12 protein-coding genes are annotated in these 16,141 nt (G+C 66.7%); 2 read left to right on the forward strand and 10 right to left on the reverse strand.

Going from position 1 to position 16,141, the window contains the following annotated elements; genetic code table 11:
* The first annotated feature begins 5 nt into the window (after positions 1-5).
* Positions 6-815, forward strand: a complete 810-nt coding sequence (locus tag ACSQ86_RS17440; RefSeq protein WP_436304490.1) for an outer membrane protein assembly factor BamD — start codon at positions 6-8, stop codon at positions 813-815.
* A gap of 37 nt (positions 816-852) precedes the next feature.
* On the opposite strand, the gene ACSQ86_RS17445 is transcribed toward ACSQ86_RS17440, so the two are convergent.
* A complete protein-coding gene (locus tag ACSQ86_RS17445; protein WP_093108104.1) occupies positions 853-2,853 on the reverse strand; it encodes an ATP-dependent DNA helicase in 2,001 nt (666 codons plus the stop codon).
* Complete coding sequence (locus ACSQ86_RS17450; protein ID WP_093108106.1) at positions 2,853-3,056, reverse strand: DUF465 domain-containing protein; 204 nt, start codon at positions 3,054-3,056, stop codon at positions 2,853-2,855. The genes ACSQ86_RS17445 and ACSQ86_RS17450 overlap by 1 nt, the downstream gene beginning before the upstream one ends.
* 89 nt (positions 3,057-3,145) lie before the next feature.
* On the opposite strand from ACSQ86_RS17450, the gene ACSQ86_RS17455 reads away from it, so the two are divergent.
* Positions 3,146-3,961: a PP2C family protein-serine/threonine phosphatase gene (locus ACSQ86_RS17455; protein WP_436309305.1), complete on the forward strand. Its 816-nt coding sequence runs from the start codon at positions 3,146-3,148 to the stop codon at positions 3,959-3,961.
* 21 nt (positions 3,962-3,982) lie between these two features.
* Here ACSQ86_RS17455 and ACSQ86_RS17460 read toward each other — a convergent pair whose 3' ends face one another.
* The 8 genes from ACSQ86_RS17460 to ACSQ86_RS17495 all read right to left on the reverse strand — a co-directional run bounded on the left by ACSQ86_RS17460 (position 3,983) and on the right by ACSQ86_RS17495 (position 15,714).
* On the reverse strand, positions 3,983-4,633 hold the full coding sequence (locus ACSQ86_RS17460) for a hypothetical protein (RefSeq protein ID WP_436309306.1): 651 nt from the start codon (positions 4,631-4,633) through the stop codon (positions 3,983-3,985).
* A complete protein-coding gene (zapE, locus tag ACSQ86_RS17465; protein WP_093108112.1) occupies positions 4,630-5,727 on the reverse strand; it encodes a cell division protein ZapE in 1,098 nt (365 codons plus the stop codon). Before zapE ends, ACSQ86_RS17460 begins: the two co-directional genes overlap by 4 nt.
* Positions 5,728-5,731: 4 nt before the next feature.
* The gene (gene lpdA / locus ACSQ86_RS17470) at positions 5,732-7,162 is read right to left on the reverse strand and encodes a dihydrolipoyl dehydrogenase (protein ID WP_436304494.1); all 1,431 of its coding nucleotides are present in this window, start codon (positions 7,160-7,162) and stop codon (positions 5,732-5,734) included.
* Positions 7,163-7,173: 11 nt separating this feature from the next.
* Positions 7,174-8,448, reverse strand: coding sequence for a 2-oxoglutarate dehydrogenase complex dihydrolipoyllysine-residue succinyltransferase (gene odhB / locus ACSQ86_RS17475; RefSeq protein ID WP_436309307.1), 1,275 nt, complete (start codon positions 8,446-8,448; stop codon positions 7,174-7,176).
* Positions 8,449-8,499: 51 nt separating this feature from the next.
* Positions 8,500-11,385: a 2-oxoglutarate dehydrogenase E1 component gene (locus tag ACSQ86_RS17480; RefSeq protein ID WP_436304496.1), complete on the reverse strand. Its 2,886-nt coding sequence runs from the start codon at positions 11,383-11,385 to the stop codon at positions 8,500-8,502.
* Positions 11,386-11,552: 167 nt separating this feature from the next.
* Positions 11,553-13,463 carry a propionate--CoA ligase gene (locus ACSQ86_RS17485; RefSeq protein ID WP_436304497.1) on the reverse strand — a complete coding sequence of 637 codons (1,911 nt, stop codon included), beginning with the start codon at positions 13,461-13,463 and terminating at the stop codon, positions 11,553-11,555.
* A gap of 403 nt (positions 13,464-13,866) precedes the next feature.
* Positions 13,867-14,010: a hypothetical protein gene (locus tag ACSQ86_RS17490; RefSeq protein ID WP_309960357.1), complete on the reverse strand. Its 144-nt coding sequence runs from the start codon at positions 14,008-14,010 to the stop codon at positions 13,867-13,869.
* Positions 14,011-14,097: 87 nt separating this feature from the next.
* Complete coding sequence (locus ACSQ86_RS17495; protein ID WP_309960355.1) at positions 14,098-15,714, reverse strand: N-acyl-D-amino-acid deacylase family protein; 1,617 nt, start codon at positions 15,712-15,714, stop codon at positions 14,098-14,100.
* Between the last annotated feature and the right edge of the window lie 427 nt (positions 15,715-16,141).

Raw genomic sequence — 16,141 nt, forward strand, 5'->3', positions numbered from 1 at the left:
ATGTGATGTTTCGCGCCAAATTATCGGTTGTCCCCGGCTGGCTGGCTCTTTGCGCGGCCGCGTGGCTCGTGGCCGGCTGCTCGTCGACCACCGTCGATCGGACCGCGAACTGGAGTCCCAACCGCATCTACTCCGAAGCCAAGGAAGAAGCCAGCTCCGGCGCCTACGACAAGGCCGTGCCGCTGTTCGAGAAGCTCGAAGGCCGCGCCGCCGGCACGCCGCTCGCGCAGCAAGCACAGCTGGACAAGGCCTATGCGCAGTACAAGGCCGGCGAAAGGCCCGCGGCCATCGCGACCCTCGATCGCTTCATCAAGCTGCACCCCGCCAGCCCCGCGCTCGACTACGCGATCTACCTCAAGGGCGTGATCAACTTCAACGACGACCTCGGCCTGTTCGCGTGGATGACGCGGCAGGACCTGTCCGAACGCGACCAGAAGGCAGCCAAGGAGTCCTTCGAGGCGTTCAAGGAACTGATCACCCGCTTCCCGGAATCGCGCTACACGCCCGATGCGCGCCTGCGCATGAACTACATCGTCAACTCGCTGGCCCAGTACGAAGTGCATGTGGCGCGCTACTACTACACGCGCGGCGCCTACCTGGCGGCCATCAACCGCGCCCAGCTGGCCCTGGCCGACTACCGCGAAGTGCCGGCGCTCGAAGAGGCGCTGTACATCATGGTCCAGTCCTACGACGCGCTCGGCCTGACCGACCTGCGCGACGACGCCAAGCGCGTGCTGACCAGCAACTACCCGAAGAGCGAATACCTGACGCGCGGCTTCAGGGCCAAGGACGACCCCTGGTGGAAGCTCTGGTAACGACTCCAACAAAGGCCCTTTCCGGGCCTTTTGATTTTCAGCCCGCGAGTTCCAGCAGCGCGGCGTCGAACGCGTCTTCGCTGTCCAGCCTGCGCATCGGCGGCAAGGCCGCCAGCAGCCGCCGCCCGTAGCCCATCGCGACCAGCCGCGTGTCGCAGATCACCAGCACGCCCCTGTCGGTTTCGCGCCGGATCAGGCGCCCTGCGCCCTGCTTGAGGGCCACGGCCGCTTCCGGCAGCGAATAGTCGCTGAAGGCGCTGCGACCTTGCGATTCGAGGCGCTGCGAACGCGCTTCAACGAGCGGATCGTTCGGCGGCGGAAAAGGCAGCTTGTCGATCACGACCAGCTGCAGCGCATCGCCAGGCGCATCGAATCCTTCCCAGAACGAGGCCGAGGCCACCAGCACGCAGCCGGCACGCCCGTCGGCCGCACCTTCGCGGAAGCGGTCCATCAGCGCGCGCTTGGGCAACTCGCCCTGCACCAGCACCTCCGGCCGGCGCCCGGCTTCCAGCCGCTCGAACTGCTGCTTGATGGCATCGCCGATGGTGCGCAGTGCACGCAGCGTGGTCGTGAGCACCAGCGTGCGTCCGCCCAAGGCCTCGGCGCCCCGGGCCGCGAGCGTCGCCACCTGCACGCTGTGTGCCGGATCGCTGGGTTTGGGAAATGCGCGCGGAACGTAGAGCGCAGCCTGGCGCGCGTAGTCGAAGGGACTCTGGACGCGCAGCACCTCGGCGTCGTCGAGCCCGCAGGGTTCGGTGAACCAGCGCAGCTTCGGATCGTCGCCGAGCGTGGCCGAGGTGAACACCCAGGCACGTCCCTGTTCTTCCGGATCGACCGCGTCGGCCTTGAGCACGCGCGTGCGCACCGCCTCGGCAATATCCAGCGGCGACTCCACCAGCCGCAGCTGCGTGCCCACGTCCACCCATCGCACCGATTCCGCGGGGCAGGCCTGGGCAAAACGGGTCGCGCGTTCCGCGAGCTGTTCCGCGCGCTCGTGCAGGCGCACGAAATCGGGCGAGAGTTCGCTCACCGTGTCGAGTGCCCGCGCTGCGTGCTCGAAGGCCTGCTGCAGGGCGTCGAGCGCGGCCTGCCAGGCCTCGGCAGGCACGGCCTCCGGCGACGCGCCTGCCCAGCGCAGCTTGGCACCGGGCCACTGCTTGCCAGCCGCGAGCCGCAATTCGCGCGCGCCGCGTTCGACTGCAGCCACCAGCTGCTGCCAGTCGACCAGCCCGCGCGCCTGCTGCAGGCCGGCGGCCAGCATGTCGCGCGCGAAATCCAGCGCCTGCCCGCTGCCGAGCTGCACGCCGAGGAACTGCACGCCGGTCTCGTTGAGCTGGTGCGCTTCGTCGAACACGACCACGCGCACGGTCGGCAGCAGTTCCGCCATGCCCGATTCACGCACCGCCAGGTCGGCGAAGAACAGGTGATGGTTGATGACCACCACGTCGGCCGCCATCGCCTCGCGGCGCGCCAGGTTGACGTGGCAGGGCTTGAACTGCGGGCATTGCGCGCCCAGGCAGTTCTCGCGCGTGGAGGTCACCAGCGGAATCAGCGGCGAGCGCTCGTCCAGGCCCGGCAGCTCGGCCAGGTCGCCGGTGCGGGTGGCCTTCGACCACTGCTCGATCTTCGCCAGCGTGCGAACGCTGCCGCGTTCGGGCAGGGACGCGTCATGGCGCGCCAAGTCGAGGCGATGCAGGCACAGGTAGCTCGCCCGCCCCTTGAGCAGTGCGGTGCGCACCGGCAGGCCCAGCGCCTCGACCAGCCGCGGCAGATCGCGCCCGAAGAGCTGGTCCTGCAGCGTCTTGGTGGCAGTCGAGAGCAGCACGCGCTCGCCGCTCAGCAGCGCCGGCACCAGGTAGGAGAAGGTCTTGCCGACGCCGGTGCCGGCCTCGACCACGAGCACGCCGCCCTGGTCGATGGTGCGGGCCACGGCCAGGGCCATCTGGGTCTGGCCTTCGCGCTCGCGGAACTGTTCGGCCGCGTGCGACAGCACACCGTCCTGCGCGAAGGCGTCGCGCACCATTTGATCGAGCGACATCAGGCGGGCTCTTGCGGATCGAGCATGCGCTCCAGGCGGACGATCTGGTCGCGCAGGGCGAGCCGCCTTTTCTTCAAGCGCCGCAGCAGCAGTTCGTCCTGCGGCACGGCCTCGACGAGTCGGTCGATGGTGGCGTCCAGGTCGGCGTGCTCGATGCGCAGTTCGATCAGCTGACGGGAAAAGGAGTGAAGATTGGAGTCCAACGGGGGCGATGCGAAGACGATGCAACGGCGATTCGGGCTTCGCGCGGGGTTGACTCGATAATACGTCTTCGTTTCCATCACACGACCACATGAAAGACCGAGCCACCGTCGCCTCCGCGCCCACGACCCCAGGCTTTCGACTCGCAGCGGCCACCGGTCTTCACAAGGGGGACCGCCCCTACCAGCAGGACCAGGTCCTGATCATGAACCACCCGCGCACGCCGGGTTGCGTGCTCGGCGTCGTCGCCGACGGCATGGGTGGACGCAGCGGGGGGCGCAAGGCATCGGACCAGGTGCTGATGACGGCACGCCAGTTGTTCTCGCGCTACAAGCCGGGTCGCGACGAGGCCGTGGCCATACTGCGGCAGCTGCTGGAAGACGCCAACACGGTGATCAAGCTCACCGCGATCTCCAGCGAGGAGGAGCCGCACAGCACGCTGGCGGCGTTCCTCATGAATCCGGGAGGCGACTGCGTCTGGATCCATGCGGGCGATTCGCGCATCTACCATTTCCGCAACGGCCAGCTGATCAAGCGAACCAAGGACCACTCCTACGTGCAGGCGCTGGTGGACCGCGGCGAGATCAGCGAGGCGGAAGCCAACATCCACCCGCAAGGAAACATCCTGCTCGGCTGCCTCGGCATGAAGTCCACGCCGCCGCCGGTCGACATCCACCTGGTTCCCAAGCTGGAACCCGACGATCTGCTGATGGCCTGCAGCGACGGGCTCTGGCACTACTTCACGCCGGAGGAGATGGGCAGGGTGCTGCACGAACAATCGCCGCGCGCGGCAGCCGAACTGCTGGTGTCGGAAGCGCGGCGCCGCGCGCGCGGCACCGGGGACAATATTTCGCTGGTCGTGCTGAAGCTCGAAGCGCTTCCGGTGCCTGCGGACGCTGCGGACTGAGGCCGAGCCGCCGGCACGCGCTCAAGGCGGCGTCGGCAAGGACGGCGAACGGGCCTTGTCCTTCGTCTTCTCGGCGTTGCGGCGCTCGCGATCGGCGCGATGCTCCTCTGCCTTCTGCTGCTTGCGCTCGTAGGCTTCGCGCTCGACCGGCGCCTCGGCACGCCGGGCAGCAGCCTTGGCCTGGTTCTCGGCATGCGCGCGCTGCTTGTCTTCGAGCTCGCGTTTCCGCAGGGCGGCATCGGAGGCCAGGCGGGCGCGGCTCGTCGCATGATCGGCCGAGCGCTGCTCGCGCTCCTCCTGGTTCTTGATCGACTGCTCGCGCTGCGAGGGTGTGTCCTGCGGGCGCGGGCTGGCCTTTTTTTCCTCGAGCCGATCGAGCGCAGCGGCCCCGCGGCGCTTGCGTTCGATGTCGTTGATGGCGGCTTCCTGGCGCTTGATGTCGTCGGTGGCGGTGCGCCGGCGCCGGCGACTGTCTTCCAGGCAGCCCTCGACCGCAAACTTCTGGTAGCAGGCCTTCTGCTCGGTCTGGAAGCGTCCTTCGACCACCTTGCGCTCCTGCGACAGGCGCGCTCGCTCCGCTTCGAAATCGGTGTTGCCGGTCGTGGCGGTGGACTGCGCCCACAGTGGCAGCGCGGTCAAGGCCATCAAGAGTGCAAGGACGGTGTTCTTCATGTGAGGCGGGTGTCGACGACGCGGCGCTCGAGCGCGAGGAATTCGGCCGACTGCATTTCGTTGAGTCTGGACACGGTGCGAGGAAATTCGTGGGCCAGCGGACCCTCGGTGTACAACGCCTCCGGCGGAACCTCCGCCGACATGATGAGCTTCACGCGCCGATCGTAGAACACGTCGACCAGCCATGTGAAACGACGTGCTTCAGAGGCCATGCGCACCGGCATGTACGGCACGTCGGACAGGAGCACGGTGTGGAACTGGGTCGCGATCTCCAGGTAGTCGTTCTGCGAACGCGGACCGCCGCACAGGGTCTTGAAGTCGAACCAGACCACGCCGCCGGCCTTGCGGCGCGCGTGGATCTCGCGCGACTCGATGTGCAGCACGGGGTTCTCGTCCGCGCTTTCGGCGAGGCGCTCGAAGGCGTGGCGCATCTCCTTGTCGGCCGCCGCGCCGTTGGGCGTGAGGTAGAGGCGTACCTGCTCCAGCGTGCGGCGACGGTAGTCGGTGCCGTTGTCGACGCTGATCACCTCGAGCCGCTCGTTGAGCAGCGCGATCGCGGGCAGGATGCGGTCGCGATGCAGCCCGCCGGGATAGAGATCGTCGGGCTTGAAATTCGAGGTCGTGACGAAGCCCACCCCGTTCTCGAACAGCGCCGTCAGCAGCCGATGCAGGATCATCGCATCGGTGATGTCGGCGACATGGAACTCGTCGAAGCAGATCAGCTTGTAGCGCTTGGCGATCCGGCGCCCGAGTTCGTCGAGCGGGTTGACCGTGCCCTGCAGCTCGGCCAGCTCGCGATGGACCTCGCGCATGAACTCGTGGAAGTGCAGCCGGGTCTTGCGCCTGAGCGGGACCGCGTTGTAGAAGCAATCCATCAGGAAGCTCTTGCCGCGCCCCACCCCGCCGTACATGTAGACGCCGCGCGGAATGTCCAGCCGGTTGATCAGCTTCTTGAGCGCATTGGAGCGCCGCGCCTTGTAGTCGCCCCACTCGCTCGCGCAGCGATCGAGCGCTTCGACAGCGCGCAGCTGCGCGGGGTCGCTCTGGTACCCCCGCGCAGCCAGCTCCGCTTCGTAAGCCTGTTTGACGCTCAAGTGGTCAGAAATTGAGCGTGCGCTTGTCGACGGCCAATGCAGCTTCCTTGGTCGCTTCGGACAGCGATGGATGCGCGTGGCAGATGCGCGCGATGTCCTCGGCGCTGGCCTTGAACTCCATCGCCACCACCGCCTCGGAGATCAGCTCGCTGGCCATCGGGCCGACGATGTGAACGCCGAGAATCTCGTCGGTCGCCGCATCGGCGATGAACTTGACCATGCCGGTCGTGTCGCCGAGCGCACGGGCGCGCCCGTTGGCCATGAACGGGAAGGTGCCGGCCTTGTAGGCGCGGCCTTCGGCCTTGAGCTGCTGCTCGGTCTGGCCGACCCACGCGATCTCGGGCGAGGTGTAGATCACCCACGGGACGGTGTTGAAGTTCACGTGCCCGTGCTGGCCCGCGATGCGCTCGGCCACCGCCACGCCCTCTTCCTCGGCCTTGTGCGCGAGCATCGGGCCGCGCACCACGTCGCCGATGGCCCACACGTTCGGCAGGCTGGTCTTGCAATCGTCGTCGACCACGATGGCGCCGCGCTCGTCGAGCTTCAGGCCGACCGCCTCGGCGTTGAGGCCGATGGTATTGGGTACGCGGCCGATCGAGACGATGAGCTTGTCGACCTCGAGCGTCTGCGCTTCGCCCTTGGCATTGGTCCAGGCAACGCTGACGCCCTTCTTGCCTGACTTGACCTCGCCCACCTTGACGCCGAGCTCGATCTTCAGGCCCTGCTTGGTGAAGGCCTTGTGCGCTTCCTTGGCGATCTGCTCGTCGACCGCGCCGAGGAAAGTCGGCAGCGCTTCGAGCACCGTGACCTCGGCACCCAGGCGGCGCCAGACCGAACCCATTTCGAGGCCGATGACGCCGGAGCCGATCAGACCCAGCTTCTTGGGCACGCCGGTTATGCGCAGCGCGCCGTCGTTCGAGAGGATGTTCTCCTCGTCGAAGTCCGCGCCCGGCAGCGGGCGCGGATTGGAGCCGGTCGCCAGGATGATGTGCTTGCCCTCGATGGATTCCTCGGCCGTGCCCGTCACCTTCAGCTCATAGCCGGCGCCGGACGCCTTCACGAAGGAGCCGCGGCCGTGGAAGAACGTGACCTTGTTCTTCTTGAACAGGTAGGTGATGCCGTCGTTGTTCTGCTTCACGACCGCGTCCTTGCGCGCCAGCATCTTGGCCAGATCGAGGCTCAGGCCCTCGACCTTGATGCCGTGGTCGGCAAAGTGATGCCCGGCGTGGTCATAGTTCTCGGACGACTGCAGCAGCGCCTTCGAGGGAATGCAGCCGATGTTGGTGCAGGTGCCGCCCAGTGCCGGGCCGCCCTTGCCGTTCTTCCACTCGTCGATGCAGGCGACGTTGAAGCCGAGCTGCGCTGCGCGGATGGCCGCGACGTAGCCGCCGGGGCCGCCACCGATGACGATGACGTCGAATTGCTTGTTGGACATCAGGTGGCTCCTCAGATGTCGAACAGCAGGCGGGCAGGATCTTCCAGCGCCTCCTTCATGGCCACGAGGCCCAGCACGGCTTCACGGCCGTCGATGATGCGGTGGTCGTACGACATCGCGAGGTAGTTCATCGGGCGCACGACGATCTGGCCGTTCTCGACCACGGCGCGGTCCTTGGTCGCATGCACGCCGAGGATGGCGGACTGCGGCGGGTTGATGATCGGCGTCGACAGCATCGAGCCGAACACGCCGCCGTTGGAGATGGAGAAGGTGCCGCCGGTCATCTCCTCGATGCCCAGCTTGCCGTCCTTGGCCTTCTGGCCGTACTCGGCGATCTTCTTCTCGATGTCGGCAAAGCTCATCTGGTCGGCATTGCGCAGGATCGGCACCACCAGGCCGCGCGGCGAACCGACGGCGATGCCGATGTCGAAGTAGCCGTGGTAGACGATGTCGTTGCCGTCCACCGAGGCGTTGATCACCGGGTATTTCTTCAGCGCATGCACCGCGGCCTTCACGAAGAAGCTCATGAAGCCGATCTTGACGCCGTGCTCCTTCTCGAACTTCTCCTGGTAGCGCTTGCGCATTTCCATCACCGGCGCCATGTTGACCTCGTTGAAGGTGGTCAGGATGGCGTTGGTCGCTTGCGACTGCAGCAGGCGCTCGGCGATGCGGGCGCGCAGGCGGCTCATCGGCACGCGCTCTTCCGGACGCTCGCCAAGATCCGGCGCGCGGGCAGGCGCAGCGACCTGCGGCAGCGCCGTCTTGGGCGCGCCCGTCGGGATGGCCACCGGCGCAGTCACCTTGGCCGTGACGCCGGAGGCGACCGCACCGAGCACGTCGCCCTTGGTGACGCGGCCGTCCTTGCCGGTGCCGGCCACGTCGCCCGTCGTGAGCTTGTTGTCGGCCAAGAGCTTGGCTGCCGCGGGCATCGCGACATCGGACTTCGAGCCACCGGCCGGGGCGGCAGCGGCGGCTGCCGCGGGAGCCGCAGCGGCCGCTGGCGCTGCCGCCGGAGCAGCGGCGGGCGCGGCTGCCGCGCCCTTGCCCTCGGTGTCGATCTTCGCGATCAACTGGTCGGCGACGACGGTGGCACCGTCGCCCGCCACGATCTCGGCCAGCACGCCGGCGGCCGGGGCCGGAACTTCCAGCACGACCTTGTCGGTCTCGATCTCGATCAGGATCTCATCGACCGCGACGGCTTCGCCGGCCTTCTTCTTCCACTGCAGCATCGTGGCCTCGGCCACGGATTCGGACAACTGGGGGACTTTGACTTCAACGATAGACATTACTGATGTGCTCCGCTTCGTGTTTCTTCGTAGGTGTGAATGTGGTTCTTCTTACTTGGTCAGCACGAAGCCCTTGAGCTTGGCAAATGCGCCGTCGACCAGCGCCTTCTGCTGTTCCTGGTGCAGGTGCGAATAGCCGACCGCGGGCGATGCCGAGGCGGCGCGGCCCGAGTAGCCGAGCTTCTGGCCTTCCAGCATGTTCTCGTGGATGTAGTGCTGCACGAAGAACCAGGCGCCCTGGTTCTGCGGCTCGTCCTGGCACCACACCACGTCGACGAGGTTCGGGTACTTCCTGAGTTCCGCGGCGAAGGCCTTGTGCGGGAACGGATAGAGCTGCTCGACGCGGATGATCGCCACGTCGTCGGCGCCCTTTTCCTCGCGCTTCTTCGCCAGGTCGTAGTAGACCTTGCCGGAGCAGGCGATGAGGCGCTTGACCTTCTCGGCCTTCAGGTCCTTGTTGTCGGGAATGACGGTCTGGAAGCTGCCCTTGGTGAACTCGGACAGCGGCGAGGTCGCGTCCTTGTTCCGCAGCAGCGACTTGGGCGTCATGATGACCAAGGGCTTGCGCAGGTTGCGCACCATCTGCCGGCGCAGCACGTGGAAGATCTGGCTCGCGGTGGTGGGCTGCACGACCTGCATGTTGGCGTCGGCCGACAGCTGCATGAAGCGCTCGAGGCGCGCCGAGCTGTGCTCGGGGCCCTGCCCTTCGTAGCCGTGCGGCAGCATCAGCGTGATGCCGTTGACGCGGCCCCACTTCACTTCGCCCGAGGCAATGAACTGGTCGATCACGACCTGCGCGCCGTTGACGAAGTCACCGAACTGCGCTTCCCAGATCACCAGCGTGTTCGGATCGTTCGACGCGTAGCCGTATTCGAAGGCGAGCACCGCCTCTTCGGAAAGGATGGAGTCGATGACGACGAAGGGCGCCTGGTTGTCGGCCACGTTCGAAAGCGGCACGTAGGTGCCCTCGTCGAACTTCTCGCGGTTCTGGTCGTGCAGCACGGCGTGCCGGTGCGTGAAGGTGCCGCGGCCGCTGTCCTCGCCCGAAAGGCGCACCGGATAGCCGCTGGCCACCAGCGAGGCGAAAGCCATGTGCTCGCCCATGCCCCAGTCGACGTTGACGTCGCCGCGGCCCATGGCCGCACGGTCGTCGAGCACCTTCTTGACCAGCGGATGCACGGTGAACTTTTCCGGCGCCCTGGTGATGCGCTCGGCCAGGCGCTTCCATTCCGCGGTGGGAATGGCGGTGTCACCGGCGTCGGTCCACTTCTTGTTGAGGAAGGGGCTCCAGTCGACCGCGTACTTGCTCTTGAAGTTGGTCAGCACCGGATTGGTGGTGTTCTTGCCGGCGTCGAAGGCTGCGCGCTGCGCCTTCACCATGTCGTCGCCGAGCGCATCGCCCAGGCCCTGGGCGGCGAGTCTCTCGGCATAGAGCTTGCGCGTGCCCGGGTGCGCCGCGATCTTCTTGTACATCAGCGGCTGGGTGAGCGAGGGCGTGTCCTGCTCGTTGTGGCCGAGCTTGCGGAAACAGATGATGTCGACCACCACGTCCTTCTGGAACTCCATGCGGAATTCGAGGGCGAGCTGGGTCGCGAGCACCACCGCTTCGGGGTCGTCGCCGTTCACGTGCAGCACGGGCGCCTCGACCATCTTGACGATGTCGGTGCAGTACAGCGTCGAGCGGCTGTCGCGCGGGTCGCTGGTGGTGAATCCGATCTGGTTGTTGATCACGATATGGACCGTGCCGCCGGTGGAATAGCCGCGCGTTTCGGCCAGCGCCAGCGTTTCCATCACGACGCCCTGCCCTGAGAAAGCGGCGTCGCCGTGCACGATCACCGGCAGCACCTGCTTGCCGAGCGGGTCGGCGCGGCGGTCCATGCGCGCGCGCACGGAGCCTTCGACCACGGGGTTCACGATCTCGAGGTGCGAGGGGTTGAAGGCCAGGCTCAGGTGCACCGGACCGCCGGGCGTCGAAACGTCGGAGCTGAAGCCCTGGTGGTACTTGACGTCGCCGCTGGGCAGGTCTTCAGGCGCCGTGTGGTCGAACTCGGCGAACAGGTCGGCCGGCATCTTGCCGAGCGAGTTGACCAGCACGTTGAGACGGCCGCGGTGGGCCATGCCGATCACGATCTCCTGCACGCCCTTGACGCCGGCCTGGCTGATCAGCTCGTCCATCGAAACAATGAAGCTCTCCCCGCCTTCGAGCGAGAAGCGCTTCTGGCCGACGTACTTGGTGTGGAGGAAGCGCTCCAGGCCTTCGGCCGCCGTCAGGCGTTCGAGGATGCGCTTCTTCTGCTCGGTGCTGAGCTTCGGATTGGTCCGCGCGCTCTCGAGCCTCTGCTGCCACCAGCGCTTGTGGTTCTGGTCGGTGGTGTACATGTACTCGACGCCCATCGTGCCGCAGTAGGTCTCGCGCAGCGCGTTGAGCAGGTCGCGCAAGGACATCGTGTCCTTGCCGAAGAAGGTGTTGCTCGTGTTGAACACCGTTTCGAGATCGGCATCGGTGAAACCGTAGAACGAAGGCTCGAGTTCCGGAATCGACGGGCGCTCCGCGCGCTTCAACGGGTCAAGGTCGGCCCAGCGGACGCCGACGTTGCGGTAGGCCGCGATCAGCTGCTGGACGGCGGTGCGCTGGCGGCCCAACTCCGAATCGGCGCCGCTGGCCTGCACCACCCTCGTGGTGCCCTGCTTGGCGCGCTCGGCGAAGGCATTGATGACCGGCTGGTGCGGCACGTCGCGGGTGGTGCTGCCGTCGGTGGCGGGCACGTGCTGCAGCGCATCGAAGTACGAGCGCCAGTTGTCGGGCACGCTGCCGGGATTGCTGAGGTAGTTTTCGTACATCTCCTCGACATAGGGCGCGTTGCCGCCGAAGAGGTAGGTGTTGCCTTGGTAGGCGTGATAGACGGACGCGCCGGGCGTCGACGATGAATCGCTCATATTCCGCTGACCTTCGCTTCCCTGTAGGAAGCATTAGCTGGTTTAAGAAACCTTCCGCGACACGGCTGAACCGGATGGCGGATGCGACTGTGGCTGGGGAAGGGCCTGAGTACCCTGGCATTGTGCCATGGCAACTACGCGACGGCGGAAAGCGCCTTCGCAAGCCCTCAAGGGGATAGCGATTGCCTGATCTGCTGGAGGGCGCCGGGGTCTTCTATCGTGGTCAGGTCGCCCGGGTCGCGCTGTTCGCACACGGCCTGGATCGCGCGGCGCAGCAGCTTGCCGCTGCGCGTCTTGGGCAGAGCGCTCACGAAGCGCACGCGCGCGGGACGCGCCAGCGCGCCGAGCTGGTCGGCCACCTGCTTCATGATTTCCCCTTCGAGGAGAAGGGCTGCCTGGTCGTCGCCGAGCGCTGCACCATCCTTCGGCACCACGAAGGCCATCGCCACCTGCCCCTTGAGCGCATCGGCTACGCCGACGACCGCGACTTCGGCGACCTTCGCATGGCCCGAGATCGCTTCCTCGATCTCGCGCGTGCCGAGCCGATGGCCGGCGACATTGATCACGTCGTCGGTACGGCCGAGGATGTAGAAGTAGCCGTCCTCGTCGCGGATGCCCCAGTCGAAGGTGGAATACACCAGCTTGCCCGGCACGCTCTTCCAGTAGGTGTTGACGAAGCGCTCGTCGTCCTTCCACACGGTCTGCATGAAGCCCGGCGGCGTCGGCCCCTCGATCACCACCACGCCCTTCTCGTTGGCGCCGCTCAGTTCCTCGCCGGTCGCCTCATGAAGGATCTTCACCTTGTAGCCGTACATCGGAACGCCGGGGCTGCCGAACTTGCTTCGCGTCTGCTCAACCCCGTTGGCCACCGTGAGGATGGGCCAGCCCGACTCGGTCTGCCAGTAGTTGTCGATGATCGGCACGCCCAGGCCCTCGCTGATCCAGCGCGCCGTGGGCTCGTCGAGCGGCTCGCCGGCCAGGAACAGCGCGCGCAGGCTCGAGAGGTCGTACTTCTTCAAGAGCGCCGGGTCCTGCTTCTTGAGCACGCGCACCGCGGTCGGCGCGCTGAACATCACGGTCACCTTGTATTTCTCCACCAGCCGCCACCAGATGCCGCCGTCGGGTTGCCGGTCGAGGCCCTGCGTGGGCAGGCCCTCGTACATGAGGGTCGCCATCCCCGCGATCAGCGGGCCGTAGACGATGTAGCTGTGGCCCACCACCCAGCCGATGTCGCTGGTCGAGAAATAGGTTTCGCCGGGCCGGCCGTCGAAGATGTGCTTCATGCTGGCGGCCAGGGCCACGGCATAGCCCCCGGTGTCGCGCTGCACCCCTTTGGGCCGGCCGGTGGTGCCGCTGGTGTAGATGGTGTAGCTGATGTCGGTCGCGTCCAGCCAGGTGCAGGGCACCTGCGCATCGCGGTGCTTCTCGACCAGCGCGGCCGCCAGATGGTCACGCCCTTCGGTCAGGGCCAGCGGCGCCAGGCCGCGATCGACCAGCAGCACCGACTCGGGCTTGTGCGAGGACTGCCGGATCGCCTCGTCGAGCAGCGGCTTGTACGCAAGCACCTTGCCGCCGCGCGACCCGGCGTCGGCGCTGACGACGACTTTCGGCGTCGCATCCTCGATGCGCGAGGCCAGCGAGCCGCTGGCGAAGCCGCCGAACACCACGCAGTGGATCGCGCCCAAGCGCGCGCAGGCCAGCATCGCGAAGGCGGCCTCGGGAATCATCGGCATGTAGATCAGCACGCGGTCGCCCTTGCCGACGCCGAGCTCCATCAGGCTCGCCGCAAAACGCTGCACCTCGGCATGCAGTTCCTTGAAGCTGTAGCTTTTTTCGGTGCCGGTCTCGGTGGAAACGGCGATCAGCGCGGGCTGATCGCCGCGGGTGGCGAGGTGGCGATCGACCGCGTTGTGGCAGAGATTGGTCGTGCCGCCCGCGAACCAGCGCGCGAAGGGCGCGTTAGAGGCATCGAGGATCTGCTGCGGCGGCGTTTTCCAGTCGATGAGCTTGGCCTGTTCGGCCCAGAAGGCCTCCGGCGCATCGATCGACTGGCGATAGAACTCTGCATAGCGGCTCATGGGCGTTGTCTCCAGTTCTGGCTTTGACTTGTCGTAGAAACTGAATTCATAATTATGAAGGCCGTGCTTGCAGCAGGCTGACAGGCAGTCGGACCACCTGGTGCGAGCAAATAGAGTGTAAGAACGCGAAATGGAGTTCCAAACTCAGCCCTGATGCCCGATTGAGACGACAAATAGAGTGCCAAACGTGGATCGGCAGATCCCTCAGCGCCCGAGCCCGAATGGCTCACTAGCTTCCCTCCCCCGCGCAGAGAAACTGCACAATCGGCCGACCGCTTCAGGGCATCCTTTGCGTCCGCTCAAGGGCGGCTATGGGCCCCTAGCGGACAGTGGCCTCGCTCCAAAGCGGACGTTCGCCAGCTGCGCTTGTGGCTGGGGGGCCCCTCATCTTGAGGATAGAACGTCAGTCGTTATACGGCAGTTCGTGCACCATCTTCTCCAGCCGATCCGCGAACAGCTTCCGACGTTCATCGTCACCCTTGATTTCCTGCAACGTCGCCGCAATGCCACGACTGAACGCGTCGACCAGTCCGCGGATTGAGAGCATGACCAAGTGTTCTACATCGCTTGTTTCGGCAACCTCCGGTAGAAATTCGTCGCCGTAGCCAATCTGGCGTTTGACCAGCCGCCGGCTTCAGGCCGGGCAGCTTCCCTCGCGCGGCGTGCGCAGCAGTGGCCGGCCGGCGGCGCGCCCGGTGACTTCGCCGCCGTCCACCGCCAGCTCGCCGTTCACCAGCACCGTCGTCACGCCCTGCGACAGCAGCGTAGGCTGCGCATAGGTGGCGCGCGCCGCGTAGCGCGCCGGATCGAACACCACCACGTCGGCGTGGTAGCCGCTGCGCAGGTAGCCGCGCTTGGTCAGTCCCAGGGTGTCGGCCACTTGGCCAGTGCTGGCGCGCACGAAGCGGCCGAGCGAGATCACCTTTTCCTTCACCACATACTGGTCGTACTTGCGCGCGAACGTGCCGTAGGCGCGCGGATGGCCTTCCGACGAATCGGAGGAGGTCATCACCCACGGCCGCTTCATGAAGTTGCGCACGTCGTCGTCGGTCTGGTTGAAGGAGGCGATCGCCAGGTCGGCCTCGCGCAGCACCGCGATGGCGGCGTCCACCGGATCGCCGCCCTGCGCCACCTCGGCCAGCGTGCGGCCGATGTATTTGGTGTTCGGGCCGGCCGAGAACAGGATCGCCTCCGGCCCGCCGCGCAGGCGTAGGTTCTCGCGCATGTCCTTGCGCAGACGCTCCTGCAGCGAGGCGTCGTCGAATCGCTTGAGCATCGCGGCGCGGCCGCCGTCCACCGCCCAGCCGGGCACCAGCGCGGCCGAGAAGCGGGTGCTCGATGCGGTCCACGGGTACTGGTCGGCGGTTATCGCCAGGCCGCGCTTCTGTTCGGCCTCGATGCGGCGGATGATGTCGCCGCTCTGGCCATGCACTGCCACGCCCAGCGCCTTGATGTGGGCTACGTGCACCGGCAGCCTAGCTTCGTGCCCGATGCGGATCACCTCGTCGATCGAGCCCTTGAGGCCGATGTTGTACATGGACTCGTCGCGGATGTGGCTGTCGTACAGGCCGCCGTGGCGCGCCGCGACCTTGGCCAGCTCGATCACCTCCTCGGTGCGCGCGAAACTCTGCGGTGCATAGAAGAGCCCGGTTGACAGGCCGAGCGCGCCTTCGCACATCGCGCGCGAGACCTGGGCGCGCATGGCGTCCAGCTGCTCGGACGTCGGCGCGCGGTTGGCCTCGCCGAGCTGGCCGGCGCGCACCGGCCCGAAGCCGACGTAGATCGCGGTGTTGGTGCCGGCGCCGTTGTCCCTCAGCCGCTGCGCCTGCGCCGCGATGTCGGCGCCGCCGAAGCCGTCGCTGCCGATCACCGCGGTGGTCACGCCCTGGGTGAGGAAGGGCACGTTGAGCCAGCGGCGCGCGTCGGCATGGAACAGGTCGCGGTCGGCATGGGTGTGCGGATCGATGAAGCCCGGCGCCACCACCTGGCCGCGCGCATCGATGCGCCGCTTGGCCACGAAGCGATGCGGCGCAGCCCGGCCGACGAAGACAATGCGGTCGCCGGCAATGCCGACGTCGCCCACCTGCGGCGGCGCGTCGTCGCCGGTGAAGATGGTGCCGCCTTCGATGATTAGATCGAGCGCGACAGGTTCGTCGACGGCGCGCGCCGACACGCCGAAGGCCAGGGGCAGTAGCGCCGCCAGCACGGCGACGCTGCGACGGAGCGGGAAGCGGGAGATGGCGACGGGCATGGCGATGGAGTGCGCGTTGGAAGTGGGACGGCGCCCAGTCTAGAGGCGCCGCCGCGCGCGCGGCCATTACAAATGGACCACCGGCCATGCCCTCAGGGCATGGTCAGCACAGGCCCTCAAGCCACCATGCCGTCGCCGCCACGATGCCCATCGCGCTGCGGGTCGGCGCCGCCGGTGAGCCAGGACTGGCCGCCGAGCTGCGTGCGGACGATGGTGCTGATGCCGTGCGCCAGCTCTCCTTGCGGACGACACCATCCTCGACGAAATGATCAGCTTCGGCCACAACGTGTGGGCGCCACTCGTCAAACAGATTCCCCCCTGGGCTGCTAGTAGTGGCTAACGGTGTTAGGCATTGAGCGGTTGCGTGCAAGGGTCATTGCTTGAGGTACAGCGTCGCCCTTTAGCGAAAACAGAGAACCATGGGGAA

It is taken from the genome of Variovorax sp. LjRoot130 (assembly GCF_964253755.1).
Classification (GTDB): Bacteria; Pseudomonadota; Gammaproteobacteria; order Burkholderiales; family Burkholderiaceae_C; genus Variovorax.